The organism is Collimonas sp. PA-H2 (assembly GCF_002564105.1).
In the GTDB taxonomy this organism is placed as follows: Bacteria; Pseudomonadota; Gammaproteobacteria; order Burkholderiales; family Burkholderiaceae_D; genus Collimonas.
Genome location: NZ_PDBX01000001.1, coordinates 778,189 through 803,449 on the forward strand (window position 1 = coordinate 778,189; position 25,261 = coordinate 803,449).

Consider the following 25,261-nt stretch of genomic DNA (forward strand, 5'->3'; position numbering starts at 1 on the left):
AGTTCGGGATAAGACTGAGATAAACGGGGGAATCATGAAATTCAGCTCCAGCTGGCAATTATTTGCGCTTGGCTCGGCATTTTTCGCAGGCCTGACAGCGATCTTCGGAAAGTTCGGCGTAGTCGGCATGAACTCCAACTTCGCCACCTTCATCCGCACCGTGGTGATCCTGTTCGTGATCGCCGGCATCGTCACCTTGCGCGACGAATGGCAGAAGCCGGCGCTGGTCGGCGCTTCCAACTGGCTGTTCCTGGTGCTGTCGGCGATCGCCACCGGCCTGTCCTGGCTGTGCTACTACCACGCGCTGCAAATCGGCCCGATTTCAAAAGTAGCGCCTATCGACAAACTGAGCGTCGCCTTCGCCATCGTGCTGGGCCTGCTGTTTGCCGGCGAACAGCTGACCTGGCCAGTGGCCATCGGCGGCTCGCTGATCGTGGCCGGCTCGGTTGTGATTATCGCGTTCTAAAGCGCATGCTAAGCGACGTGCAGCAGCGTTGCCGACATCGTGCCGCGCAAGGCATTGCACACCATGATCTCTTCCGCCGCCAGCAATTCCTCCATGCCGAGGCTGCGCTCGGCGGCATTCCACGCCGGATCGCTTAACACCACGCTACGCATCACGCCCGGCAGCAATCCCGCGCCCAGCGGCGGCGTATACCAGCGGCCGTCCAGCTTGAGGAAGACGCTGCTGCGGCCGCCTTCGGTCAATTCTCCGCGCTGGTTAAAGAACAGCATGTCGAAAGCGCCCAGCTGCTGGGCCCGCTGCCAGGCCTGGTCGTAACGCTGCCGCACGGTGGTCTTATGACGCAAAAACAAATCGTCTGACTGCGTCGGCGCCGGCGCGATCAGCAAGCTGACCGGAGTCGCCAAGGCCGTCAGCTCCGCGCTCTGCAGGCTGCAAACGCCATCGGCGGACAGACTCAGGCGCAAGCGCATGGCGCCGGTAGCCGGCAAGGCGGCGCAATGCGCTTGCAGCGCGCCGCGCAAGGCCACATCGTCGCAGGGAAAGCCAAAATAGGCGGCTGATTGATGCAGGCGCCGCAAATGCAGATCCAGGTGACGGCAACCGTCGGCTTTGGTCGCATGCATGGTTTCAAACAAGGAAAAATCAGGCGGCAAGCCGGTCAGGAATTTCGCCTTCAAAGCGCATTCCGCATATTCTTCCGCCGCCACGCTGTCATGCACGATGCCGGCACCGACGCCCATTTCGCCGCGCCGTACAGCGGCGCCATCCGGCTCTTGCGGCGCCGCCGGTTGCAGCCACAGCGTGCGGATCGGCACCGACAGGCAGAAGTCGCCGAACTGGCGGCCGGCCGGTTCGGCATCGAACCAGCCTATGGCGCCGGTATACAGGCCGCGCGGCTCGGGTTCCAGTTCCTGGATGATCTGCATGGTGCGGTGCTTGGGTGCGCCGGTAATCGAACCGCAGGGATACAGCGCCTGTATGACGTCACTGAGGCCGACATTGTCGCGCACCTGGGCCTGCACCGTGGATGTCATCTGCAGCACGGTATTGAACTGCGTCACTTCGAACAGACGCGGTACCTGCACCGAGCCTGGCACCGCGATGCGTCCCAGGTCGTTGCGCAGCAAATCGACGATCATCAGGTTTTCCGCCAGGTTCTTGGGATCGGCAGCGAGTGCCTGCGCCGCCTGGAGATCCAGTCCGGCATCGCCGCTGGCCGCGGCGGTGCCCTTCATCGGCCGCGCCGTCAGCCAGCCATCGGCATGCCGCACAAACAGTTCCGGCGACAGCGACAGCACAGTCGCACCGTCAGCCAGCTGGATCAAGCCGCCGTAAGGCACCGGCTGTCGGCTTCTTAGCTGTCGGAACAGCGTGAGCGGACTGCCGTAGACATCGAAACGCAGGCGATAAGTGTAGTTGACCTGGTAAGTGTCGCCCGCCTCGATGTAGGCATGGATCCTGGCAATGGCCTCGGCAAACTCCGCGGCGCTGACATTCGGCTGCAGGTTGGCGATGCCGGCGCTGCCGCCGGTGTCGCTTTCAGCGGCCTGGCGCTGTTGCAGCCAGTCGTCCACCTCGCTGTCGCTCAAATGCCGGCATTGCGAAAACAATAAAATCTGCGCCAGCGCAGGCTGCGGTGACAGCGCCGGCGCAGACTGGGGAATCCCTTGCAAGCCAAGCCCGAGCTCATAAGTGAACAGGCTGACCGCGTGCAAACCCTCGCGCAAGGCCTGTTGCATCTGCGCGATCAGCAGCGGCAGCTGGTCGGCGGCAAAACATTGCAGGCTGCGCACATGGCCGGTGTACAGGCGTGATGAGGGAGAGTCCGACGCGGCCGCAGTGCGGTCATCCAGCAAGGCGAAACATTCGGTCGGTGAGTGAGGCGTGTTGGTCATGATTTTTTGCAAAGATGCTGCCAGCGGCTGATGCGACAGCCTGCATGCTACCTGATCGGAAGGACAATGGTTAAAACGTTATAATTATGCTCTTGTAAACGCAGCAGATTCGCAGCAGATCCGCAGCAGATCCGCAGCAGATTTACTGTGCAGCCAAGCTTGCCGTGGCGACACAGTTTGCGTCTTGAACAGCACTTCTCACCTATCCCCGATGGCTATATCCCGCGTCTTTCTCACGCCACTGATCGTGGCTTGCGCCCTGTTCATGGAAAACATGGACTCCACCGTGATCGCTACTTCGTTGCCGATGATGGCGCAAGACATGGGAGAGAGTCCGATCGCGCTCAAGCTGGCGATGACATCGTATCTGGTAAGCCTGGCGGTGTTCATCCCGATCAGCGGCTGGATGGCCGACCGCTTCGGCGCCCGCACCGTATTCCGCAGCGCCATCGGCGTTTTCATGCTGGGCTCTATCCTGTGCGGCGTGTCGGGTACGCTGGCGCAATTCGTCGCTGCCCGTTTCCTGCAAGGGATAGGCGGCGCCATGATGGTGCCGGTGGGCCGTCTGGTGATCCTGCGCACCACCTCCAAGGCGGAGCTGGTGCGCGCCCTCAGCTACCTGACCATCCCGGCCTTGCTGGGACCGGTGATCGGGCCGCCGCTGGGCGGCTTCATCACCACCTATTTCCACTGGCGCTGGATTTTCTTCATCAACGTCCCGATCAGCATTCTCGGCATCTACCTGGCGACGCGCTATATCGAAAACCTGCGCAGCGACGACACCGTGCCGCTAGACCTGCCCGGCTTCCTCCTATCCGCGATCGGCTGTTCGACCTTGATGTTCGGGTTGGCCAGCGCCGGCCGTCACCTGGTGGCCGGCGATGTTTCGCTGATCTGCGTGGCGGTCGGCAGCCTCAGTTTGCTGGCCTATGTATGGCATGCATTTCGCACGCCGCATCCGCTGATCAATCTGCGCTTGCTGAAAATCCCCACGTTGCGCATGAATGTCTACGGCGGCTCGCTGTTTCGCATCGGCGTCGGCGCCCTGCCGTTCCTGCTGCCGCTGCTGTTCCAGCTGGGCTTCGGCCTGACGCCGTTCCAGTCAGGCCTGCTGACCTGCGCTTCTGCAGCCGGTGCGATCTTCGTCAAGACCATGACCACCAAGGTGCTGAAACGGTTCGGCTTCAGGAGCGTGCTGGTGTATAACACTCTGCTCGGCGCCTTGTCGATGGCCGCCTTCGGCGTACTCAAGGCGGACACCTCGCATGTCTTCATTATTCTTTTATTGCTGCTGGGCGGCTGTGTACGTTCCATGCAGTTCACCAGCCTGAATGCAATCGCCTACGCCGAAATCGACCAGCGGCAGATGAGCCAGGCCACCAGCCTGACCAGCGTCGCCCAGCAACTGGCGATCGGCCTGGGCGTCACGGTCGGCGGCTTTGCGCTGCAGGTCTCGAACCAGGTTCAAGGCCATGCCGCCATCGTCAGCGCCGACTTCTGGCCAGCCTTTTTGGTGATCGCCCTGATCGCCATGGCTTCGCTGCCGTTTGCCTTGAAGCTGCAGCCGGATGCCGGCGCCGAAATGTCGGGCCGACGCTGAGTCAGCTCTAAAAATCCGTCATTCCCGCGAACGCGGGCGCCAAGGCGGTGAATCCAAGTTACTGAATATGGCTGTGAAAATGGATTCCCGCGTCCGCGGGAATGACCGGGACGCGTAGTCCGGGACGCGTAGTCCGGGACGCGTAGTCCGGGACGCGTAGTCCGGGACGCGTAGTCCGTGTCGCGTAGTCCGGGTCGCCTAGACAGGCCGACGAGGTGAGGTCACTTGGCAGAGGTACATGACCGTTTTTCGCGAGCTGGTCTTAATCGAAACGCAGGTTATAGGTGACTTCCAGGCCGTTGATGGTGCCGCCGCGCATCACCATCGACCAGCGCCGTGAAAATTGCCAGGTCAGTTTCAGGATGCTGGCGGCGCTGGTCAAGCTCTGTTCATAACCAAGATTAATCTTCTCGGTAATCGCCTTGCCCAGGTTCACCACCTGCTCGTTGTCGATGCCGGAATCGCTGGATCCGATTGAAAATTCGTCGAAGCCTATGCCTTGGGCAATCTTCTTGCCGCCGTAATTCCCCAGCAGCGCCAGCGCCTGTCCGGCCGCCTGGCGCTGGCCCAGCGCCGAACTGTCGCTGCCATGGCCGAACATCAGCCAGGACAGTTTTTCTTCATCCGACACATTCGGTTCGGACACCAGCTTGACCCGCAGATTCGATGGATTGCCGGTGATTTCGGCGCCGGCCTCGATTTCCTGGTTGCGCTTCATGGCCAGGATATTGATGTTCGGATTGTCGATCGGTCCCTGGAAATTGATCAGCCCGCGTTCAATCGCCAGCTTGCGGCCGAATACCTCGTAGGTGCCGTTGGCGACACGGATGGTGCCTGTCGCACGCAGGGGCTGGTAAGGCTCGCTACGCACCTGCATGGCGCCGCGCAGCAGCAAATCGGCGCCGCTGCCGCGGAAACGGAAATCATCGCCGAAATCGACTTCTACATTCATCACTGGGGTGGCGGCGCCGGCCGGCTTCTGCGCCGTCTTGGCCAGCTTTTCCTGTTCCGTCAGCGGCGTCGCCCGCGCTGTCTTCACGTCCTTGCGTACGATGACGACGTCGTCGCCCAGCGTCGGCGCACTGCTCTTCGGCAAGTCGAACAGCGCCTTGTCGATCTTGAACTTGCCGTCGACATGCAGTTGCTCTTTGACGTTGGCGATCTTGGCCTGGCCGGACAGCATCAGCTGGCGGTCCGGACTGGCGAACAATTGAAGGCGATCGGCGATCACGCTTGCGGTGAGATCCGGATTGTCGTGACCCAGCTGCAGCCTGCCGGTGGCGCGCACATTGCCGTCGCCGCCATGGAATTCCAGCTGCTGCAGATCGACCACGTTATCCGCCAGGTTCAGGCGTGCAGTACCATCTTTCAGTTTGATGCCCTGGTCGAACAAGGTGACGGCCAGTTGGTCGCCGTTGACCTTGCCCGACAGCTTAGGCTTGCCCAGCTCGCCGCCCAGGTTCAAATCCATGCCGATGCTGCCGTCGAGCGCCACTTGCGGCCCGATCAGCGCGCCTATCGATTTCAGCTGCGGCACCCGCAGCGCGGCCTGTCCGGACAAAGCCGAACTATCACTGAAGCCCCAGACGCCGTCGGTCTTCTGTAAAGCCAGTTGCACCTGCGCCGCCAACGTGCCGATTCTGGATGCTGCCAGCTGGCTATCCAGCTTGATATGGCTGGCCTGCAGATCCGCCCTCAATTTCAGTTCCGACAAACCCAGGCTGACATCGCCGCGTCCCGGATTGACGCGCAGGTCGCCGCTGCGGCGAGCGATCTGCAGGAAACCGCTCATGCTGTCCGCCAGCGTGAAATCCCAGTTGCTATCCAGCACCAGGTCTGTCTTGACCGGCAATTCCGGGGCGCCAAACTCGTGCGCCAGGCTCAGGATGGTTGCCACATTCAAGGCATTGATGGCGCCGGCGGATTGCAGCTTGCCATGATCGAAGCTGAAATTCTTCAGGTCGATCTGGGCATCCGCCACGTTGAGACGCGTGGCGCCTAGCAGCACGCGCCCCGCTTCGGCAGTGATCGACAACGGGCTCGCCATGCTGATGCGCGGCACGCCTTGGTTTTGCAGTTCGCTGATCTGCCCTTGCCAACCGTAGCCTGTCTTGCTTTCGCTGAGTTTCCCCTGCGCCGCCATGGTCAGGTGCAAAGGCTTGCCGTGCAGGGTGCCGTTGCTCTCCAGTTTCAAGGTGTGTGCTGCATAGGTGCCGGCCAGGTTCAGGTTGAGTTTGTCCAGCGCCACGTCGGCGCTATGCAGGCCGCGCCCGTCTATGCTCAGCGCCAGGCGGTTGCTGCTTGAATTGAGACTGGCGTTCAGGTCCGCCTGCACATCGGCTTGCCCTGACAGGCTGTCCAGCCGATGCTCGCCAAAGGCCAGTTTCTCTGCATGGTAGGTCGCCTGCACATTCGGTTTTTGCATGCTGCCGCTGAGTTGCCCGTCCAGGTGTACGGCACCCGTAATGCCGAATCCCAGCCGCTGCAATTCCGGCGCATCCACCTTCAGGTTGAGACGATCGCCGGCGGCGCCAAAGCTGCCTTTGGCGTGCACTTCATTGCCAGCCACCGATAATGCCAGTTCGCTCGGCAGCAGGCGCGTGCCCTCCAGATTGAGCAAGCCGTTGCCGCTCATCGGCAACTGGTCGTAGCTGCTGTCGCGGACTGCGAATTTCAGTTTCAACTTGAGTTCCGGCGTCAGGTTGCCGGCGGCATCGATATCCATGTTGATATTGGCGGCGACCGCGCGCGCGGCGGGCGCCGAGACCGGCCGCTTGCCTGCATGCGCCACGGCCTTGGCCGGCGCACCGCTGTTAATCCAGAGGAAGGGATTGAAGTCGCGCAAGCTGCCCTTTACCGTATATGCCATGCCGCCATCCAGGCCCAGGCTGCCGCTGGCGTCGAGACGCGCGGCGCCGGCAGCCAGCTGAGCGCTTTTCAGGAGGACCTGCTTGGCGTCGACCACCGCTTCCAGCTTTGCCTTGTAAGTGGCATCTGCCAGATTCAGGCTGATCTGCTGGTTGTCTGGCGTCAGCTTGAGGTTGAGCGGACCGCGCAGCTGCGTCGGCTTCAACTTGCCATGCAAGGCCTGCAGATCGAGGCCGGCGACATTGAAGCTGAATTCACCGCTGTGCTTGTTCTTGCCGTCGCTATGATATTCGCCCTGGCCGCTGATGCTGGCGTCTTTCACCAGCTTCAGCTGCAGTTGCGAGAGTTGCTGGGTCTGGGTATCCAGCCGCAGCTCGGCGCTGGCGCTGATCAGCGGCAAGCGGTCCTGGTCCAGCGCGCCGGCCATGGCGTTGACAATGCGCACCGGACCGCTTACCGCCAGGGTAGACAAATCGACGCTGGCGCCGGCCGCCGTCGCCGGCGGCGCCACCGGCTTGAGGCTTGCCTGCAGGTTCAGGTCAGCCTGCGGCGCGCCCTTGCTGAACAGTTTCGGATTGACGTGGGCGACCTGCAAGTCCAGCGTCTTGAACGGGATCGCTGCAAACGGCGTGGCGGCGACCTTGGCGCTACCGCTCAGTTTGTCGCCGCGCGCGGTGAGGTCTACCCCCAGCGCCGCCAGGCTGCCGGACAATACCGCGTCCAGCTGATATTTTTCTTTCTCATATTCGCCGCCAAGCTCGGCTCCGCCGCTCAGCGCAAACGGCGACACGCCGTTCAGGCTGAGCTTGGCGCTGGCCTTGCCGTAGGGCGTAGCTAGCTGTTCCAGCACCAGATTGTGCTTCACGCCGTCCGATTCGCCGTGCAATTGCAGATGGCTCAATTCAGTCGTGCTCAAACCCTGGTGCAGGGACAGCTTGTTCAGCGAGATATCGTTAAGCAGCAGTTGCAGCGGCAGCTTCAGGCTGGCCGGCATCACCGTCGGCGTCGGTGGCGTCGGCTCCAGGCGGGCGTCGACATCGCCCACATGCAGATAGGCGACCTGCAGCTTCAAGGGCGAGAAACTCAGCCGCCATTTGGCATCGATGTGGTCGATCTTGTATTGCTGGGTAGCGTCGCGATACACCAGATTGCGCAGCCGCAAGCCATCCGCCAGCGTACCGCCGGCCAACTGCCCCGATAGGTTGCCATGCAGCCCCCAGGTGCTGAGTTGCCACAGAGTGCGCGCGCCAGACTCCGTGCGTAGGCCATAGAACAAGGCCGCCGCCAGCAGGAGCAGCGCCAACGGCAAAGCTGCCAGCAAGCGCCAGAGCCAGCGCAGGCGGCCAGCAGCAGCGCCCGGCTTCGGTGGCGGTGCGACTGGTTCGGCAGGGCTGGTGGTAGCTTCGGTCATGCGTTCAATCGTGGAAATGAAAAAATCAAAAGGCGATGCCTAGCGAAATATGCGGCCGGAACTGCTTGGCTTGGACACCATAGGCGAGATCGAGGTTGACGGTGCCGACCGGACTGCGGTAACGCACGCCGGGGCCGACCCCGACCTTGATGCTGCGCCTGGCCCAGCTGTCGGTGGCGGTGCCGGCATCGTAGAACAGGGCGCCGCCCCACTGCTCGCTGATCCAGTGCTGATATTCCGCGCTGGCGGTCACCATATACTTGGTCGGATATACCGTGCCGTTTTGCGAGTTGCCTATGCTTTCATAGCTGTAGCCGCGCACCGACTCATTGCCGCCGGCGCGAAACAGCAAGGAAGCCGGCACGGCGGCGCTGGAGCCGGCAGTAAATACGCCGCCCAGCTCGGTGCGCAAGATCACGACGTCGCGCTTGGCCACCGGGAAATAATACTTATAGCGGCCGTCGGCCCGGAAAAAGGTCTGGTCGGTCAGGAAGCCTTTTACGGCGAAACCGGTCTGTATCGAAAAAATATGGCCGCTGCGCGGGAAAATCGAGTTGTCCACCGCGCGCCTGACCCAGGAGAAACCGGGCACCAGGGCCTGGTGCTGGCCCGGCTGGATCACGGTGTTCGGCGGCAGCACGGCGCCGTCGGTCTGCTGCAGGCGGTCGCGATAATAGTCCAGGGTCAATGCGGTATCGTAGTTTTCCAGCGAACGGGCGCGCTTCAGGCCGATTTTCATGCTGCGCAAATCGACCCCTTGCAAGGTGGTCCGGTCATACGAGCCGTTGACGCCATTGACGAAGCTGCGACTGTCCGGCGGCATCGACAGGTCCAGCGCGCCATACTGCCGCCGCTGCTCGATCTTGGTCTGGGCGTCGAACACCCAGGCTTTGCCAAACACATTGTAGTTGGTGTAGCGGCCCTGCACCTGAGCGCCGGTATCCGAGGCATAGCCGAGGCCGGTGCGTATGCGCTGGGTCTGAAATTCGGTCACCTGCACATTCACCGGCGTTTCCTGCGCATGCATCGGATCGTCGTCGATGCTGACGATGACATTGCCGAAGTATGGCGTGTTCTGGATCTGCCGTTGCAGCAGCAGCAAGCGCTCCACGCTGTACTCCTCCCCCACCTGCAAAGGATTGACGTTCTCGATGATGCTGTTCGGATAACGCTTGGTGCCGGTGATGCGCAAGGGGCCAAGGGTAAAGCCAGGGCCGCTGTCATATTGCACGCTCAGTTGCGCATCGTTGTCTTCCGGGGTTATCCGCGCTTCCGATTGCGCCACCTTGGCTGCCGGATAGCGCTTCTTCAGCAGTAGCTGCAAACCGTCCTCCTTGGCTTTGGCCCAGTCGGCCTGGCGGAACGGCTGGCCGACCGGCAGTCCCCAGTTCTGCTTGATCTGGCTGACGCGTTCGGGTGCTTCGCTCGCGGCTTTGCCGGCGACATCGACGGCGGCGGCGGACACCACGGTGCGCTGTTGCGGATCGACTGCCAGGCGAATCGTCTTTTTCTCGCCGGACTCCACGGTCACCTTGGTCTTCGGCGAAAAATAACCCTCCGTCGAGGTCAGCTGCGCGACTTGCTCGTCCACCGTATCGATCAGGAATTTCAACTGGTCCTCGCTCAAATCTTCGCGATCTTTATAGCGTGACAAATCCAGATGCTGTTCCAGCAGCGCTTTCAAGTCGCCGGGCGCGTCGATCTCCACCCGATACGCGGCCTGGGCAGCGGGCGCAGCAAGACTGCCGGCCATGACGAGCAGCGCAAAAACCGTGCTATGGACGGCTGGCGTCAAGCGAGCGCAGGGCCTGCCGAAACGATGCATCATGCGCAATTACCCGCAAGGGGCAGCGGCATGGTTTTTATCTTCGAGAGAAACTGTAGGAACATAGGCAAGAGCAACAATACGGAGGCTCATTCTAACAAATATTATTTTTATATTGCGAAAACGACATTAGTCCCCTGTCGATATTGTAGGGGAAGAGAAGTGCTTCTGGCCAGTTGTAACATGATTTAACGTCATGCCTGCCAAACGCAGGCGCATTCGCATGCCGCCGGCAAACAACTTACTCGGGATAGGTCATCTTCTGCGGCTGCACCCATTCCACGAACTCCTGCTCTGTCACATAGCCAAGCGCCAATGCCGCCTGTTTCAGCGTGCTGCCGTCATGATGCGCATGCTTGGCGATCTGCGCCGCGCGGTCGTAACCGATATGCGGCGCCAGCGCCGTCACCAGCATCAGCGAGCGCTCCATCAGTTCGGCGATGCGGTCGCGGTTGGCGGCGATGCCGTCGGCGCAATGCTCTTCAAAGCTGCTCATGCCGTCCGCCAGCAGACGCACGCTCTGCAGGAAATTATGCGCAATCAGCGGTTTGAAAACATTCAGCTCGAAGTTGCCGGATGCGCCGCCGAAATTGATCGCCACATCGTTGCCGAATACCTGGCAGCACAGCATGGTCAGCGCTTCGCACTGGGTCGGATTGACCTTGCCCGGCATGATCGAGCTGCCCGGCTCGTTCTCCGGGATGCTGATCTCGCCCAGGCCCGAGCGCGGTCCGGAAGCCAGCCAGCGTACATCGTTGGCGATCTTCATCAAAGCCGCGGCCAGGGTTTTCAAAGCGCCGTGGGCGGCCACCAGGCCGTCGTGCGCCGCCAGCGCGGCGAATTTATTGTCAGCGGTGCGGAATGGCAGGCCCTCGGTCTTGGCCAGCTGGGCCGCCACGCGGCTGCCAAAATCCCTGGGTGCGTTCAGGCCGGTGCCGACCGCGGTGCCGCCGGCAGCCAGGTCGCACAGCGGCTCCAGCGCGGCCTTGATGATTTTCTCCGCCAGGTCCAGCTGCGCAACATAGCCGGAAAATTCCTGGCCCAGCGTCAGCGGCGTGGCGTCCTGCAGATGGGTACGGCCGATCTTGACGATGTCGTCGAATTCAGTGGATTTGCGCTGCAAGGTGGCGCGCAGTTTTTGCAGCGCCGGCAACAGCTTGCTGGCGACCGCCAGCGCGGCGGCGACGTGCATCGCGGTCGGGAAGATATCGTTGGACGACTGGCTCATGTTGACGGCATCGTTGGGATGCACCAGGCGCTCTTCCCCGCGCACGCCGCCGAGAATTTCGGAAGCGCGGTTGGCCAGCACTTCGTTCATGTTCATATTGCTCTGGGTGCCGGAGCCGGTCTGCCAGATCGACAAGGGGAATTCATCCGGATGCTTGCCTGCAATCACTTCCTGCGCCGCCTGGATGATGGCGCCGGCCTGGCCCTTCTGCAGCTTGCCGAGATCCAGGTTGACTTGCGCGCAGGCCTGCTTGACGGCCGCCAGGGCGACGATCAGTTCGGTCGGCATGCGTTCGCTGGAAATATGGAAATGATGCAGGCTGCGCTGCGTCTGCGCACCCCATAGCTTGTCGTCCGGCACTTCGATCTTGCCAAAGGTGTCGCGTTCGGTTCTGGTGGTGGTCATGTGAGCTCCATAGGGACGGCGTTGCGCGCAATTAGATCAGGCAGGCATAGCGTCAAAACCTTATGGTAATACTTTTCCCTCGCGCAGGAGGATTTCGATGTCGGCCGCCGAGACCGGTTCGCTGAAATAGAAACCTTGCATTTCATCGCAGCGATGGCGTTGCAGGTATGACAGCTGTTCCTGGGTTTCCACGCCCTCCGCGATCACCTGCAGGCGCAGGTTGTGGGCCAGGGAAATGATCGACGCCACAATCGCCGCATCGTCCTGGTCCACCGTGATATCGCGCACGAACGACTGGTCGATCTTGAGGGCGTCGATAGGGAAACTCTTGAGGTAGGCCAGGCTGGAATAACCGGTGCCGAAATCGTCGATCGACAATTGCACGCCTATCGATTTCAAGTCGTTGAGGATGCCGACCGCCAGCTCGACATCGGTCATCACCAGGCTCTCGGTCAGCTCGATTTCGAGATAATGCGGCGCCAGTCCGGTATCTTCCAGCACCTTGGCCACCTGCTGCACCAGGTTCTGCTGGAAGAACTGGCGGGTCGACAGGTTAACCGACATGCGCAGGTAGCCCAGGCCCATCCGTTGCCAGGTCTTGTTCTGTTCGCAGGCGGTGTGCATGACCCACGCTCCCATCTGCACGATCAGGCCGGTTTCTTCCGCCAGGTTGATGAAGCGGGTCGGCGAAATCATGCCGAGCTGAGGATGCTTCCAGCGGATCAGGGCTTCCATGCCGACCATGCGGCCGGTGCGCAGGTCGACCTGCGGCTGGTAATACAGCAGCAGTTCCTTGCGCTCCAGCGCATTGCGCAGGTCGCCCTCGATGCGCAGGCGCTCCAGCGCCCGCTCGTTCATCGCCGCGGTATAGAACTGGTAATTGTTGTTGCCCATTTCCTTGGCGCGGTACATGGCGATATCGGCATGCTTGAGCAGGCTTTCCGGATCGGCGCCGTCGTTCGGATAAACCGCAACGCCGATGCTGCAGCTCAGGAAAAAGTCGTAGCCCTCGATCTGCAGCGGCCGCGCGATGGCGTCCATCATGCCCTGGATCAGGCCGACGCTGAGTTCTTCGTCGAGACGTTCCGGCAGGATCAGGACAAATTCGTCGCTGCCGAGACGGGCGATGGTGTCGGCCTCGCGGGTGAAGGTCTTGAGGCGGCTGGCGACTTCCTTCAGCAGCAGGTCGCCGGCATTGTGGCCAAGGGTATCGTTGACGAACTTGAAGCGGTCGAGGTCGACGAACAGCACCCATACCCGATGGCCGTACAGCTCGCCGTAGACGATCGCCTGGCTCAGGCGGTCGCTCAGCACGTTGCGGTTGGCCAGGCCGGTCAGGGTGTCGTGGCGCGCCTGGTGTTCCAGCTCCGCCTCGTAACTCTTCATCTCGGTGATGTCGTACAGGGAAGAGACGAAATGGCTGACCCGGCCGGAGCTGTCTTTCACCGGCGCCACGTACAGCTCATTCCAGAACAAGGTGCCGTCCTTGCGGTAGCTGCGGAACACTGCATTGGCGCTGCGTTTCTCGCGCAGGGCGGAACGGATTTCTTCCAGGCCGATCTGGTCATGGTCATCGCCCTGCAAGACTTCCAGGTTGCGGCCGATCATGTCGCTGGCGCTGTAGCCGGTAATCCGCTCGAAGGCCGGATTAACGTATTCCACCAGATGGTCTGGCAGCTTGGCGCTGGAGATGATGATCGCATTGGCGCTCGATTCGATGGCGCGCTCGCGCAGCTGCAAGGCGTCCTCGGCGCGCTTGCGGGCGACGATGTCCTCTTTCATCATCTGCGTCGCCAGCCGCACCTGCTGGGTGCGGGCGTCGACCAGCTGTTCGATCCGCTTGGAACGCGTCGACAAGAAATACAGGTAAGTTGCGCCCATCCAGCTGAGCAGGCTGCCCAGCACCAGCACCAGGATCGAGCCGGCATTTTTCTTGGTGAACACGCGCGGCGGCGCCGAGGCTTCGATATACCAGGACTTGCCGGCCAGTTCGAAGGTTTGCGACATGTCTTGCGGCGCATCGTACAGCAGCCAGGCCGGCAGCCAGCGGCTGGCGCTGGATGGCGCTGCCGGGTTGCCTTGACGATACACCAGCGTGCCCGCTTCCGGCGTGGCGCTGGCATACACGCGCAGAAAGAAATCTTCGCGCGCCTGCACGCCGTCGCGCGCCAGCACGTTATTGACAAAAGCATCAGCCCGCAGCGCCGCGCTGGTAAAACCGACCAGGGCGCGGCGCCGGTCGTCGACGCTCTCCAGCACCGCGCCATGCTGGTAGACCGGCATCAGCACCAGCATGGCCAGCTTGCCGCCCTCCTTGCTCGCCTTCAACTCGAACAAATCGGTGGAAGCCGCCTGGCCGGTGTCGCGCGCGCGCTGCATCGCATCCGCCTGGATCGTGCTGGACGAGACGTCCAGGGCGAATGCCGCTTCGTTGCCCGCCATCGGCTCGATATATTCCACCACCCGGTATTGCTCATGGCCGGCAGCCGGCTCAGGCTTGCCGTCGCTCAGCTGGCGAATCGTGAAATTGGGAATGTGCTTGCGGATTTCGGCTTCATAGGTCTGCCGTTGCGCGGCTGACACCAGGCGCTGGAAACCGAGCGATTTGATAAACGGAGCGCGGCGCAGCATCGGCGCCGTGAAATTGTGGAATTGTTCGCGGCTGACGCCGTCCATCGTGACAAACAGGCGGTTCACGGTTTCCAGCTCATGCACCAGGCCGTCGAGGCCGTCGACCACGGCCTTGAGGTGACCGCTGCCCAGACGCCGGAATTCGGCATCCATTTTCTCGTATTCGAGATGGCGCACCGAGACAAACAAGCCGAGCGTAATGGCCAGACCCAATATCAAACTGGATAAAGAGGCAATGGGTATGAAAATTGACGAACCACGACGAAACATTTCTACTCCATTGCGAACAATAGGCGAAATATTACACGGACTTGTTACCTGATAACGCCGAGTGTTGATTTCTTTTTAGTGCACAAAATCAACTAAAAGCCGCGGGGCAAGAATCGACGATCATGCAGGCATAAACACTGACGAAAAATCAAGTGGATTTCGGCGCTTCGGCGTCAGGCAGCAAGCAACCCTGCAAGATCTGCAGATCGTTGTCCTTGGCAAAATTGACCACAAAATGATAGGCCAGCGGCTCGATCTGACGCAGATCTTCGTTGACGACCACTGAGCGTACGCCATTCAGCAGCACCGGCCGGACATAGGGTGAATATTGCAGATGCGCGTTGCGTCCGCCCGCGCCTTCCGGGCGAAAACAGGACATGACGCCGCACAGGCGCTCCGCCCAGTCGCTGGGGCGGAACTGCCGGCCATCGCTGGTGATGCCTTGGATGAAAAATTCTTTGGCGGGCGCGTCAGGAGATGGAATGTTATCAGCCATGCGTACAGCTCGTTTCTTCTATAACGCTTGCTACAGAGATTTGCTTGCCGTGTACCGCCGGCAAGCTACAATTTTCAAGCAACTCAATTACGTGGTCAAAACCCTTGGCGGCTTGCGCCAGGATTATTCTTACGTATTATATCTTATAGAAGACTAAGACACCATCCCGAATGCCCCGCCTCCGTGCCGCCGGCTGATTATCCCAGCCAGACTGCAACTGACAACAATAGCAATAAGAACATCCACAGCAGCAAGGCGCGCCACACCAGGCCGACCGTGCTCTGCAGCGCGCGCGGCGTAGGCAGGTCGCCTGGCGGGCTGTCACCGTCCATGGCGGTCGAATCGACGGTCGATGCGTCCGCCGGCAGGATCACCGCGGCGGTTTCCAGCGGTGTACCGAGCAGTACGCCCATGGCGCCGCCGCCAGTGGAAAGGATGATGCCGTCGGTTTCGTTTTTCCAACGCCCGGCGAAATTGCGCCAAGCGTAAATTGCATCTTCGAAATTGCCGACCACGGCAAACGCCGCCGCCGTCAGGCGCGCCGGGATCCAGTCTATCCAGTAAAAGGCTTGGGCTGCAAAACGACCGAAATTTTCGTTGCGCATATGGTCGGGCTCGTTCCAGCCGCGCGCCAGGTATTCCGCGATGCGGTACATGACGGCACAGGCCGGTCCGACCGGCATCAGGAACCAGAAAAACACGCCGAACACGTGGCGGTGGGTAGTGATCAGCGCCTTCTCCACAGCAATGCGCGAGATCTCGCTGACGTCCATATCGGTGGTGTCGATCTTGGCCCACTCCGCCAGCAAGGTGCGCGCGGTAGCTTCGTCGCCACTGTTGAGCGCCAGCTGGATCGAGCTGAAATAATGGCTGTAGTGGCGGAAACCGAGGGTCAGATAGACCATCAGGATATTCCACAGCAGCGCCGCCCAGGCGCCGATATGCACGCATAGCCAATAGATCAGCGCGGTCGGCACGGTCAGCGCCAGGATCACGCAGAACCAGCCCAGCCGGCCCTGGCGCGCCTGGCCGGCATTGAACAAAGCTTCTATCCTGCTTGCGAAATGCTTCACCCACGCATACACGGGATTGTCCGCACGGAGCGGCTTGAGTTGCTCGATCAGCAATGCAAACAGAATAGAGAGAAATGTCATCAACCAGCCTTATAAGTCAACCAACAGTGCAGCATGCTGCTGCAAGATATGCATAACCCGTCCGCAGCGCCATAGAACACGAATGTGCTGTGCGCTGGCCTTGCCATAACATCTAACAATTGCAATAGCCCATACGATAACGCAGCACAGGCGCAGAATCAAACTTGTATCAACTTTGCCTTCTGCAATTTCATATTTTCCGCCGGCTGTTTTGCCGCCCTAGGCGCGCAAAAAATGAAACAGGTTTCTCAGCATGGCGGCGGTTGCGCCCCAGATGAAGAAGCGTTCGTAAGGCATTGCATAAAAAGTCCGGCGATAACCATCGGGCAGATCGATGCTGCGCAATTGATGATTCAAGCCATCCATCAGAAAGGCCAGCGGCACCTCGAAGATTTCCGCCACTTCATTGGGATCGGCGCGCAAGTTCACCGGCGGATTGACCAGGCACACCACCGGCGTGATGCGATAGCCGGTGCCGGTAAAATATTCCGGCAAGCTGCCGATCACCTCGACCTGGCTGCGCGCCAGGCCGATCTCTTCTTCAGCTTCGCGCAGGGCTGTCTCTATCGGCGAGGCATCGCTCTGCTCCATCCGCCCGCCCGGAAAACTCACCTGGCCGGCGTGATCGGTCAGGTGGGCGGAGCGCTGGGTGAACAGCAAGGTCGGCTGCTCTTCATGCATGACGATGGGGATCAGCACCGAGGCAGGCGTCACCGGCTTGCCCGGCGACATGCGCAGGATGGCCTGGCTGTCCATGTTCTCGGGATGCCATTCCGGCTGGTGCGCAAAGCGCTTGCGCAGCCATGCCGCACTCATCCTTTCCGGCGCCAGTGCAGACTCGCCGGCGACGGCATCGACCGGCAGCATCAAGGGATCGAAAGTCAATTTAACCAAGAAAATTCCTATAGCAACTATTCTGTACTTTACCGCGACGGCGACGGATGACCTACCACATTCACAGATAATAACAATTTACGACATTTTACTTTGGAGCAACTAAAGCTGCGGCCCGATCTGCAATCGGCAACGGAATGACAGATAAAAAAAGGGGCGCCTGACGGCGCCCCTTCTCATGCAATACCTATGCCTGCTCCGGCACAACTTACTCAGCTGCTGGTGCAGCCTTTGCAGTGTTGCGACGTTGTGGCAGTTTTTCCTTGATACGCGCCGATTTACCGGAACGCTCACGCAGGTAGTACAGCTTGGCGCGACGGACATCGCCGCGACGCTTGACTTCGATCGAAGCGATCAATGGCGAGTACAGCTGGAATGTACGCTCAACGCCTTCGCCGGAAGAAATCTTACGGACGATGAAGTTGGAGTTCAAACCACGGTTACGACGCGAAATCACGACGCCTTCGTAAGCCTGGGCGCGCTTGCGCGTGCCTTCGACCACGTTGACGCTGACGATGACTGTATCGCCTGGTGCGAATTCAGGGATATTTTTGGCAAGACGAGCAATTTCTTCTTGCTCAAGTTGTTGGATCAAGTCCATTTTTAGCTCCATATACCATCTTGCTGACGCCGTTTTTTGCCTTGGCTGTTGGCCGAGACTGCTCAGTAGAGGATGGGGTTAAACACAGGTGGCCGGCTGGCCTCCCGTCGGTACTACTTTTACTGCTGCTTGCTACTCCGACATGGCCGCACGCTCGCGCGCTCAGCCCATATTCCGTAAAAACTTTTCATCTGCGGCGCTGAGCAAGCCTGCTGCGCGTATCTTTTGAATCAGATCCGGGCGCTTCCTCGCGGTTGCCGACAGCATTTGCTGACGCCGCCATTTTTCAATCTCGGCGTGATGGCCGCCCATCAAGACCGGCGGCACCGGCACGCCTTCATACTGCTCCGGCCGGGTGTAATGCGGACAATCCAGCAAGCCATTGACAAAACTGTCCTCGACCGCCGAAGCGCCATCATTCAATACGCCCGGCAATTGCCGGATTACCGCATCCATCAAGGCCATCGCCGGCAGTTCGCCGCCGGACAGAACGAAATCGCCGAGGCTGATTTCTTCATCCACGCAACGGTCCAGCAAGCGCTGATCGACCGCTTCATAACGGCCGCACAGCAATACCAGACCCCGCTCGCTACGCAATTCCATGACGCGCTGATGCGTCAATGGCTGGCCTTGCGGCGACAGATAGATCACCCTTGGCGCCGGCAGGCTTTGCTGCAGCTGGCGCGCCTTGGCTGCCTCCAGCGCAGCTTCCAGCGGCTTTGCCATCATCACCATGCCAGGCCCGCCGCCATAAGGCCGGTCGTCCACGGTACGATGATTGTCGGTAGTGAAATCACGCGGATTCCACAACGCCAGCTCACATCTTTTCTGTTCAAACGCGCGCCGGGTCACGCCCGACTGCGTCAATGCGGCAAACATTTCGGGAAACAGAGTGACGACATCAAATTGCATACCGCTCACCTTCTTGTTTCGCTTGCGATCTTGTTTGCCGCTTCAGTTGCCTGGAGCGTAGTCCGGATTCAATAATCCAGGCCCCAGTCAACCGTGATTTTCTTTGCAGCCTGATCCACCGTCTTGACGAACTGCTCAACGAAGGGGATCAATAATTCCGGTGCTGCCTTGTCCTGACCCTCGACTGCCGGCACGGTAATCCGAAGAATCGGATGCGCGCCGTTGTCCATCAGGTCAGCCACCACGCCCAGATGCTCGCCCTGCAGATTGTCAACCACCGAGCCGATCAGGTCGACCCAATAGAATTCATCGTCGTCAAGCGCCGGGAAATGGCTGCGTGGAATGTGCACCACGGTGCCCTTCATGGCCTCGGCTGCATCGCGCCCTGCCACGCCCATCAGGCGCGCCACAATGTCGCCACTGTGGTTCTTCGCCTGCAGCATGTCGACATCGCGCAGTTCCGGCGAATTCTGCCGGCCCAGCCACCATGTCTTGGCGTTCAACAACGCATCTGCATCCGCCGAATACGGTTTTATCCGCACCCAGCCATTGATACCGTAAGCGCCGGTAATGTAACCGACCACCACCAGATCCGAAGGTATTGCTGCCCCGGTTTGTGCTGTGGTCGACATTTCTGCTAACGCGCTCAACGGTTCAGGCTGCAGACTCAGTTGCAAAATTAAGCTGCAGTTTTCTTGGCAGCGTCAGCAACCAGACGTGCAACTGTCGGCGACATTTGCGCGCCAACACCTTGCCAATGCGTCAGGCGGTCCTGAGCAATACGGAAAGTCTCTTCAGCACCGGACGCTACCGGATTGTAAAAACCGATGCGCTCGATGAAGCGACCGTCACGGCGATTGCGCGAATCAGTAGCTACGATGTTGTAAAAAGGACGCTTCTTTGCGCCACCACGGGATAAACGAATAACGACCATAATGTTTCCAAAAAGTGTTCGAACACGGAAAAAGCCGCAAATTATAACGCAAATTATGCCTACCCCGCAACCAAAGCTGGTCATCGGTGTGGCGTCACCACGTCAAAAGGTAGTTGCAGGCTGTAAAAATCGCCGTACTGCTCTGTGAGCAAGTAGCAGGCGCTCTGGGTGGGTGCTATCAGTGACAGTCAATTGATACAGGCTGTACACTGAGCCCTCAATTCGCTGTCCGATGCTTACGATGCGTGTTAGCAACATCAGTAGCGATAACGGTGCTAGTGCCCTGAGCAGGTAGTTCGCCGAGTGAGAAAAATGATGCAATTGGTGCCAGGCTAGGCGCAAAACGGAGCAAGGGTGGACCCTTGCGAGTATTTGCAACGACGCATGGCAGCAATTACATCGTTTTTCTTCGGCGAACTACCTGCTCAGGGCGCTAGTATATGAGCAATTTCCGTATTTGAGGCAAATTGTGTACTTTTGCCTTCCTTTTTTGCCGCATGGACCAGACAAACCACTCAACTCCCCGCCAATGACATCACCCCACAAGAACAAGACACTCACCACTTTCCTCGCTACTGTATTCGGCAGCATTGGCCTGCACCGGTTTTACCTGAAGGGATTCAGCGATATCTGGGGCTGGCTGCATCTTTCTTCCTTGCCAATTTCGCTGCTGGCTTACTGGCTATGGGGCAAGGATCAGCAGGCCGCATTCCTGTTCGGACCATTGATTGTTTCCGGATTGATTGCCTTTCTGGAATCGCTGCTCATCGGCCTGACCCCGGATGAGAAGTGGGACGCCAGATACAATGCCGATTCCGGCCGACAATCGGACTCCAGCTGGTTTGTGGTCCTGCTGGTGGTGCTGACCCTGGGCATAGGCGCGATTGGCCTGATCGGCGCGATTGCGCGCACCTTCGACCTGATGTACACCGGCGGCGCCTACGGCTGAACCAGCCCATGAGCCACAAAAAAAAAGCAGCCGAGGCTGTAATGCTGTTCAGTTAGGGTAGAACGACATGGCGTAGGGTGGGCACTCCGTGCCCACGCAGTATCATGGATATTCGTGTCCCTGACATTCGTGCCCCGGCTACGCGCCCCGGCCCGTCCGCGTGGGCACGGAGTGCCCTCCCTACGAGTTCCGCAAATAAAAATGCCTTCAGTCTTAACTGAACGGCATTACAGCCGAGGCTGCTTTTTTTACACTTGAAGCGATCTCAGAACTGATCTTCCGTCAGCGCCATCACGCCGCTGCTGCCGTCGACTACCGAGATGCGGTAAGCCTCGGCCTGGGACAGGATATGCTCGGCAAAGAAACGCGCCGTGCCGATCTTGGCCTGGTAGAAGCCGCTGTCGCCGGCGCCCTCGGCCAGCTTGCGCTTTGCCACCAGCGCCGCACGGCCGAGCTGCCAGCCGCCCAGCACGATGCCGGCCAGCTTCAGGTACGGCACGCTGCCGGCAAACACACCCTTGATATCGCTTTTCAGGTTGTCGACCACATAGCTGACCACCTGCTCCAGCGCATCGGCGCCGCTGGCCAGCTGCTTGCCGATCGCCACCAGGTCGGCCGCACCGCTGCCCGCCAGTTCCGCCTGGGTAGCGCGTACCTGGGCGATGATCGCCTTGGCGACAGCGCCGCCGTCGCGTGCGGTCTTGCGGCCGATCAGGTCGTTGGCCTGGATCGCCGTGGTGCCTTCGTAAATCGTCAGGATCCGCGCATCGCGATAGAACTGCGCAGCGCCGGTTTCTTCGATGAAGCCCATGCCGCCGTGGATCTGCACGCCGGTAGAGGCCACGTCGATCGAGATCTCGGTCGACCAGCCCTTGACTACCGGCACCATGTATTCATAGAACGCCTGGTTGGCTTTGCGGGTTGCTTCATCTGTGTGGTGATGGGCGGCGTCGTGCGCCGCCGCGGTGACGTAGGCCAGTGCGCGCGCCGCTTCGATCTGCGAGCGCATGCTCATCAGCATCCGCCGCACATCCGGCTGATGGATGATGGTCACGGCGCCTGCCGAGCCGGCCAGGTCGCGCGACTGCACTCGGTCCTTGGCGTATCCCACGGCTTTTTGATAAGCCCGCTCTGCCACGCTGATGCCTTGCAGGCCGACAGCAAAACGCGCCGCGTTCATCATGATGAACATGTATTCGAGGCCGCGGTTTTCCTGGCCGACCAGGGTGCCGACCGCGCCGCCATGGTCGCCGAACTGCAGCACCGCGGTCGGGCTGGCCTTGATGCCGAGCTTGTGTTCCAGCGAGACGCAATGGACGTCGTTGCGCGCGCCCGGCGTACCGTCGGCGTTGACCATGAATTTCGGCACGATGAACAGCGAGATGCCCTTCACGCCTTCCGGTGCGTTCGGAGTGCGCGCCAGCACTAGGTGCACGATATTTTCCGCCATATCGTGTTCACCGTAGGTGATGAAAATCTTGGTGCCGGAAATCTTGTAAGTACCGTCGCCCTGCGGCACGGCACGGGTACGCACCAGCGCCAGGTCGGAACCAGCTTGCGGCTCGGTCAGGTTCATGGTGCCGGTCCATTTGCCGGACACCAGGTTTTCCAGATAGATGCGCTTTTGCTCGTCGCTGCCGGCGGTCAGCAGCGCTTCGATCGCGCCGTCGCTCAACAGCGGGCACAGAGCGAAGGAAAGATTGGCTGCATTCAGCATCTCGATGCAAGGCGTCGCCACCAGCTTCGGCAAGCCCTGGCCGCCGAACTCGACCGGATGCTGCACGCCCTGCCAGCCGGCTTCGGCAAACGCCTTGAAGGCTTCCTTGAAACCCTTGCTGGTAGTGACTTCGCCATCGTGCCAATAGCTTGGCTCCTGATCGCCGCTACGGTTCAGGGGCGCCACTACCTCACTGCAAAACTTGGCATTCTCTTGCAACACTGCTTCCACGGTTTCCGGGGTCGCGTCTTCGCAACCGGGCAGCGTGCTGACCTGCTCCAGACCGGCCAGTTCGTTCAATACGAACAGCATGTCTTTCAACGGGGCGACATAACTCATGAGCTACTCCTAAAAATCGGGGTGGTACGAGAACCTGGCGCTGCCAGCATTCACATTACCACCCCTTATGCATTCGATTTTCGACAGGCGCCGGCTGGCGGCGCCCGTCTAAGGCCCGTCGGCTTAACCCAGCTCAGCCACCAGTTGCGGCACGATCTCGAACAGGTCGCCGACAATGCCGTAATCCGCCACCGAGAAAATCGGCGCTTCTTCATCCTTGTTGATGGCGACGATGACCTTGGAATCCTTCATCCCGGCCAGATGCTGGATCGCGCCGGAAATGCCGACGGCGATGTACAGCTGCGGGGCGACGATCTTGCCGGTCTGGCCGACCTGCCAGTCGTTCGGCACAAAGCCGGCATCGACCGCGGCGCGCGAGGCGCCCATCGCTGCGTTGAGCTTGTCGGCCAGCGGTTCCAGGATCTTGAAGTTTTCCGCCGAGCCCATGCCGCGGCCGCCGGAAACGATGATCTTGGCGGCGGTCAGCTCAGGACGGTCCGACTTCGCCAGTTCGCGCGAAACGAAGGCCGATTTGCCGAAGTCGGCTGCTGCAGCAATGTTTTCCACGGCAGCGGAACCACCGCCGGCAGCCGCGTCGAAACCGGTGGTGCGGACGGTGATGACTTTCACCGCGTCGCTCGATTGCACGGTGGCGATCGCATTGCCGGCATAGATCGGACGCTCGAAAGTGTCTGGGCTGTCGACCTTGGTGATTTCGGAAATCTGGCCGACGTCCAGCTTGGCGGCTACGCGCGGCAGGATGTTCTTGCCGTAGGCGGTAGCCGGCGCCAGGATGTGGCTGTAGGCCGCAGCCAGGGCCAATACTTGCTCGGCGACGTTCTCCGCCAGGCCGTCGGCGAAATAAGCCGCATCGGCGACCAGTACTTTGCTGACGCCGGCCAGCTGGGCGGCGGCTTGCGCGGCGGCGCCGCAGTTGCTGCCGGCGACCAGCACGTGGACGTCGCCGCCGCATTGGCTGGCGGCGGTAACGGTATTGAGAGTGCTGCCTTTTAACGAGGCATTATCGTGTTCAGCGATGACTAAGGCTGTCATGTGGGCTCCTGATTTTGTTGACGCGCGCCTGCATTCTTGCAGCGCTGCGCCTGGTTCTTGATGAGTGTCCGGTAAGTGCGCTTGCTGCGCTTACAGGACCTTGGCTTCGTTCTTCAGCTTGGCGACCAGCGTTGCTACGTCAGGCACCTTGATGCCGGCGCTGCGCTTGGCAGGCTCCACCACTTTCAGTGTCTTCAGGCGCGGCGTCACGTCCACACCCAGATCGGCCGGTTTGAACACGTCCAGGGTTTTCTTCTTGGCTTTCATGATGTTCGGCAGCGTCACGTAGCGCGGTTCGTTCAGGCGCAAGTCGGTGGTGATGATCGCCGGCAGCGTCAGGGCGATGGTTTCCAGGCCGCCGTCGACTTCGCGCGTCACAATCACCTTGCCGTCTTCCAGCATCACCTTGGATGCGAAAGTCGCTTGCGGCCAGCCCAGCAGCGCGGCCAGCATCTGGCCAGTCTGGTTGCAATCGTCGTCGATCGCCTGCTTGCCGAGGATGATCAATTGCGGCTGTTCCTTGTCGGCCACGGCCTTCAGCAGTTTCGCCACTGCCAGCGGCTGCAGGTCGGTGTCTGCGGTATCGACCAGGATGCCGCGGTCGGCGCCGATCGCCATCGCGGTGCGCAGGGTTTCCTGGCATTGCGCGACGCCACAGGAAATCGCGATCACTTCAGTGACCTTGCCGCCTTCTTTCAGGCGCGTGGCTTCTTCCACCGCGATTTCGTCAAACGGATTCATCGACATCTTGACGTTGGCAATATCTACACCGCTGCCGTCGGACTTGACCCGCACCTTGACGTTGTAGTCGACGACACGCTTGACTGGTACTAATACTTTCATCGTTATGCCTTTTTATTGAAATAAAAAAATCTGGAACCTGAATTGACGCGGATAGTCGCGGTGACGCAAGGTTAACGTTTACGTAAATCTCAATTGGGAATTATAAGAGAGAATTCGGTTCGACGCTGAAATTTAGCACGATCGTTCTATTAAATCTTAGAGCAAATCACCTAATCGCACCCAGATCTTGTAAAACAAGACACTTTCAAGGCAATGTTCAGCTTGGGAATATGGCTGCCGGCCTGGGATGCAGGCGACGAAAAGGAAAGACAGAGGAGGGAAAAGCAGGCTGCAGTTCAAGCAAGGTACGGCCTACAGAACGCAGGCCGTGCGGTAATCGTTCACAACAATGACACGATGATCAAGGAAAAGACAAGCGCCGGTTCAAGCAGCTGGCTGCTTACTTGCGCTTCATGAAGAAAATGAATTCTCGGTTTTCTTCACTCTGTTCCAGCAAATCATTGCCGGTCTGCTTTGCGAATGCCTGGAAATCGCGCACTGAACCGGAGTCGGTAGCCAGCACACGCAGTACTTCTCCACTCAGCATGTCCGCCAACGCCTTCTTGGTTTTCAAAATCGGCAGTGGGCAGTGCAAACCGCGGGCGTCGAGTTCTTTATTAAATTCCATAACCACTTCGTAATGTAAAGATTTTTAACATTTGCTGCTATTTACTGATTCTACTCCAAACGATGCTGCGTTTGACGCATCGCAACATACCATCAATCATTTTTACAACAGCATGGCGAATAGCAAATATGTCTTTAATACA

General features: G+C 59.9%; 19 protein-coding genes. 3 read left to right on the forward strand and 16 right to left on the reverse strand.

The window, feature by feature from the left end; genetic code table 11:
• Nucleotides 1–34: 34 nt before the first annotated feature.
• On the forward strand, nt 35–466 hold the full coding sequence (locus tag BCF11_RS03485) for an EamA family transporter (protein WP_098493508.1): 432 nt from the start codon (nt 35–37) through the stop codon (nt 464–466).
• An 8-nt stretch (nt 467–474) separates the two neighbouring features.
• On the opposite strand, the gene pabB is transcribed toward BCF11_RS03485, so the two are convergent.
• Nucleotides 475–2,361 (reverse strand): aminodeoxychorismate synthase component I, encoded by a 1,887-nt coding sequence (gene pabB, locus BCF11_RS03490; RefSeq protein ID WP_098497302.1) that lies wholly within the window; start codon nt 2,359–2,361, stop codon nt 475–477.
• 211 nt (nt 2,362–2,572) lie between these two features.
• On the opposite strand from pabB, the gene BCF11_RS03495 reads away from it, so the two are divergent.
• Nucleotides 2,573–3,961, forward strand: coding sequence for an MFS transporter (locus tag BCF11_RS03495; RefSeq protein WP_098493509.1), 1,389 nt, complete (start codon nt 2,573–2,575; stop codon nt 3,959–3,961).
• A 262-nt stretch (nt 3,962–4,223) separates the two neighbouring features.
• On the opposite strand, the gene BCF11_RS03500 is transcribed toward BCF11_RS03495, so the two are convergent.
• From BCF11_RS03500 to rpsP, 11 genes are all read right to left on the reverse strand, one after another.
• Nucleotides 4,224–8,240, reverse strand: coding sequence for a translocation/assembly module TamB domain-containing protein (locus tag BCF11_RS03500; RefSeq protein WP_233212351.1), 4,017 nt, complete (start codon nt 8,238–8,240; stop codon nt 4,224–4,226).
• Nucleotides 8,241–8,265: 25 nt separating this feature from the next.
• On the reverse strand, nt 8,266–9,993 hold the full coding sequence (locus tag BCF11_RS03505) for an autotransporter assembly complex family protein (protein ID WP_098497304.1): 1,728 nt from the start codon (nt 9,991–9,993) through the stop codon (nt 8,266–8,268).
• 313 nt (nt 9,994–10,306) lie between these two features.
• Nucleotides 10,307–11,698: a class II fumarate hydratase gene (gene fumC / locus BCF11_RS03510; protein WP_098493510.1), complete on the reverse strand. Its 1,392-nt coding sequence runs from the start codon at nt 11,696–11,698 to the stop codon at nt 10,307–10,309.
• Nucleotides 11,699–11,758: 60 nt separating this feature from the next.
• On the reverse strand, nt 11,759–14,542 hold the full coding sequence (locus BCF11_RS03515) for an EAL domain-containing protein (protein WP_369827726.1): 2,784 nt from the start codon (nt 14,540–14,542) through the stop codon (nt 11,759–11,761).
• A gap of 205 nt (nt 14,543–14,747) precedes the next feature.
• Complete coding sequence (locus tag BCF11_RS03520) at nt 14,748–15,095, reverse strand: DUF3579 domain-containing protein (RefSeq protein WP_098493512.1); 348 nt, start codon at nt 15,093–15,095, stop codon at nt 14,748–14,750.
• Between the two features lie 197 nt (nt 15,096–15,292).
• Nucleotides 15,293–16,249, reverse strand: a complete 957-nt coding sequence (locus tag BCF11_RS03525; RefSeq protein WP_098493513.1) for a CobD/CbiB family protein — start codon at nt 16,247–16,249, stop codon at nt 15,293–15,295.
• Nucleotides 16,250–16,468: 219 nt separating this feature from the next.
• Nucleotides 16,469–17,143: a CoA pyrophosphatase gene (locus BCF11_RS03530; RefSeq protein WP_199110736.1), complete on the reverse strand. Its 675-nt coding sequence runs from the start codon at nt 17,141–17,143 to the stop codon at nt 16,469–16,471.
• Between the two features lie 208 nt (nt 17,144–17,351).
• Entirely contained in the window at nt 17,352–17,744 is a 393-nt protein-coding gene (gene rplS, locus BCF11_RS03535; protein WP_061942602.1) for a 50S ribosomal protein L19, read from the reverse strand.
• Nucleotides 17,745–17,906: 162 nt separating this feature from the next.
• Nucleotides 17,907–18,656, reverse strand: a complete 750-nt coding sequence (trmD, locus tag BCF11_RS03540; RefSeq protein WP_098493514.1) for a tRNA (guanosine(37)-N1)-methyltransferase TrmD — start codon at nt 18,654–18,656, stop codon at nt 17,907–17,909.
• Between the two features lie 68 nt (nt 18,657–18,724).
• Complete coding sequence (gene rimM, locus BCF11_RS03545; protein ID WP_098497306.1) at nt 18,725–19,288, reverse strand: ribosome maturation factor RimM; 564 nt, start codon at nt 19,286–19,288, stop codon at nt 18,725–18,727.
• Between the two features lie 47 nt (nt 19,289–19,335).
• Complete coding sequence (gene rpsP, locus BCF11_RS03550) at nt 19,336–19,590, reverse strand: 30S ribosomal protein S16 (protein WP_038491540.1); 255 nt, start codon at nt 19,588–19,590, stop codon at nt 19,336–19,338.
• A gap of 529 nt (nt 19,591–20,119) precedes the next feature.
• On the opposite strand from rpsP, the gene BCF11_RS03555 reads away from it, so the two are divergent.
• A complete protein-coding gene (locus tag BCF11_RS03555) occupies nt 20,120–20,539 on the forward strand; it encodes an NINE protein (RefSeq protein WP_098493515.1) in 420 nt (139 codons plus the stop codon).
• Between the two features lie 265 nt (nt 20,540–20,804).
• Here BCF11_RS03555 and BCF11_RS03560 read toward each other — a convergent pair whose 3' ends face one another.
• The 4 genes from BCF11_RS03560 to BCF11_RS03575 form a co-directional block, all read right to left on the reverse strand.
• On the reverse strand, nt 20,805–22,595 hold the full coding sequence (locus BCF11_RS03560; protein ID WP_098493516.1) for an acyl-CoA dehydrogenase: 1,791 nt from the start codon (nt 22,593–22,595) through the stop codon (nt 20,805–20,807).
• Nucleotides 22,596–22,718: 123 nt separating this feature from the next.
• On the reverse strand, nt 22,719–23,648 hold the full coding sequence (locus tag BCF11_RS03565; protein WP_098493517.1) for an electron transfer flavoprotein subunit alpha/FixB family protein: 930 nt from the start codon (nt 23,646–23,648) through the stop codon (nt 22,719–22,721).
• Between the two features lie 90 nt (nt 23,649–23,738).
• The gene (locus BCF11_RS03570) at nt 23,739–24,491 is read right to left on the reverse strand and encodes an electron transfer flavoprotein subunit beta/FixA family protein (RefSeq protein WP_098493518.1); all 753 of its coding nucleotides are present in this window, start codon (nt 24,489–24,491) and stop codon (nt 23,739–23,741) included.
• A gap of 400 nt (nt 24,492–24,891) precedes the next feature.
• Entirely contained in the window at nt 24,892–25,119 is a 228-nt protein-coding gene (locus tag BCF11_RS03575) for a sulfurtransferase TusA family protein (protein ID WP_038491550.1), read from the reverse strand.
• Between the last annotated feature and the right edge of the window lie 142 nt (nt 25,120–25,261).

Bases quoted from the DNA above. Each gene is read 5' to 3' on its own strand.
- BCF11_RS03555 (WP_098493515.1), top strand. From the start codon at position 20,120: ATGACATCACCCCACAAGAACAAGACACTCACCACTTTCCTCGCTACT.
- BCF11_RS03495 (WP_098493509.1), top strand. From the start codon at position 2,573: ATGGCTATATCCCGCGTCTTTCTCACGCCACTGATCGTGGCTTGCGCC.
- BCF11_RS03500 (WP_233212351.1), bottom strand. From the start codon at position 8,240: ATGACCGAAGCTACCACCAGCCCTGCCGAACCAGTCGCACCGCCACCG.
- BCF11_RS03575 (WP_038491550.1), bottom strand. From the start codon at position 25,119: ATGGAATTTAATAAAGAACTCGACGCCCGCGGTTTGCACTGCCCACTG.
- BCF11_RS03505 (WP_098497304.1), bottom strand. From the start codon at position 9,993: ATGGCCGGCAGTCTTGCTGCGCCCGCTGCCCAGGCCGCGTATCGGGTG.
- BCF11_RS03570 (WP_098493518.1), bottom strand. From the start codon at position 24,491: ATGAAAGTATTAGTACCAGTCAAGCGTGTCGTCGACTACAACGTCAAG.
- BCF11_RS03520 (WP_098493512.1), bottom strand. From the start codon at position 15,095: ATGGCTGATAACATTCCATCTCCTGACGCGCCCGCCAAAGAATTTTTC.
- rplS (WP_061942602.1), bottom strand. From the start codon at position 17,744: ATGGACTTGATCCAACAACTTGAGCAAGAAGAAATTGCTCGTCTTGCC.
- rimM (WP_098497306.1), bottom strand. From the start codon at position 19,288: ATGTCGACCACAGCACAAACCGGGGCAGCAATACCTTCGGATCTGGTG.
- BCF11_RS03525 (WP_098493513.1), bottom strand. From the start codon at position 16,249: ATGACATTTCTCTCTATTCTGTTTGCATTGCTGATCGAGCAACTCAAG.
- BCF11_RS03560 (WP_098493516.1), bottom strand. From the start codon at position 22,595: ATGAGTTATGTCGCCCCGTTGAAAGACATGCTGTTCGTATTGAACGAA.
- BCF11_RS03565 (WP_098493517.1), bottom strand. From the start codon at position 23,648: ATGACAGCCTTAGTCATCGCTGAACACGATAATGCCTCGTTAAAAGGC.
- BCF11_RS03485 (WP_098493508.1), top strand. From the start codon at position 35: ATGAAATTCAGCTCCAGCTGGCAATTATTTGCGCTTGGCTCGGCATTT.
- rpsP (WP_038491540.1), bottom strand. From the start codon at position 19,590: ATGGTCGTTATTCGTTTATCCCGTGGTGGCGCAAAGAAGCGTCCTTTT.
- trmD (WP_098493514.1), bottom strand. From the start codon at position 18,656: ATGCAATTTGATGTCGTCACTCTGTTTCCCGAAATGTTTGCCGCATTG.
- pabB (WP_098497302.1), bottom strand. From the start codon at position 2,361: ATGACCAACACGCCTCACTCACCGACCGAATGTTTCGCCTTGCTGGAT.
- fumC (WP_098493510.1), bottom strand. From the start codon at position 11,698: ATGACCACCACCAGAACCGAACGCGACACCTTTGGCAAGATCGAAGTG.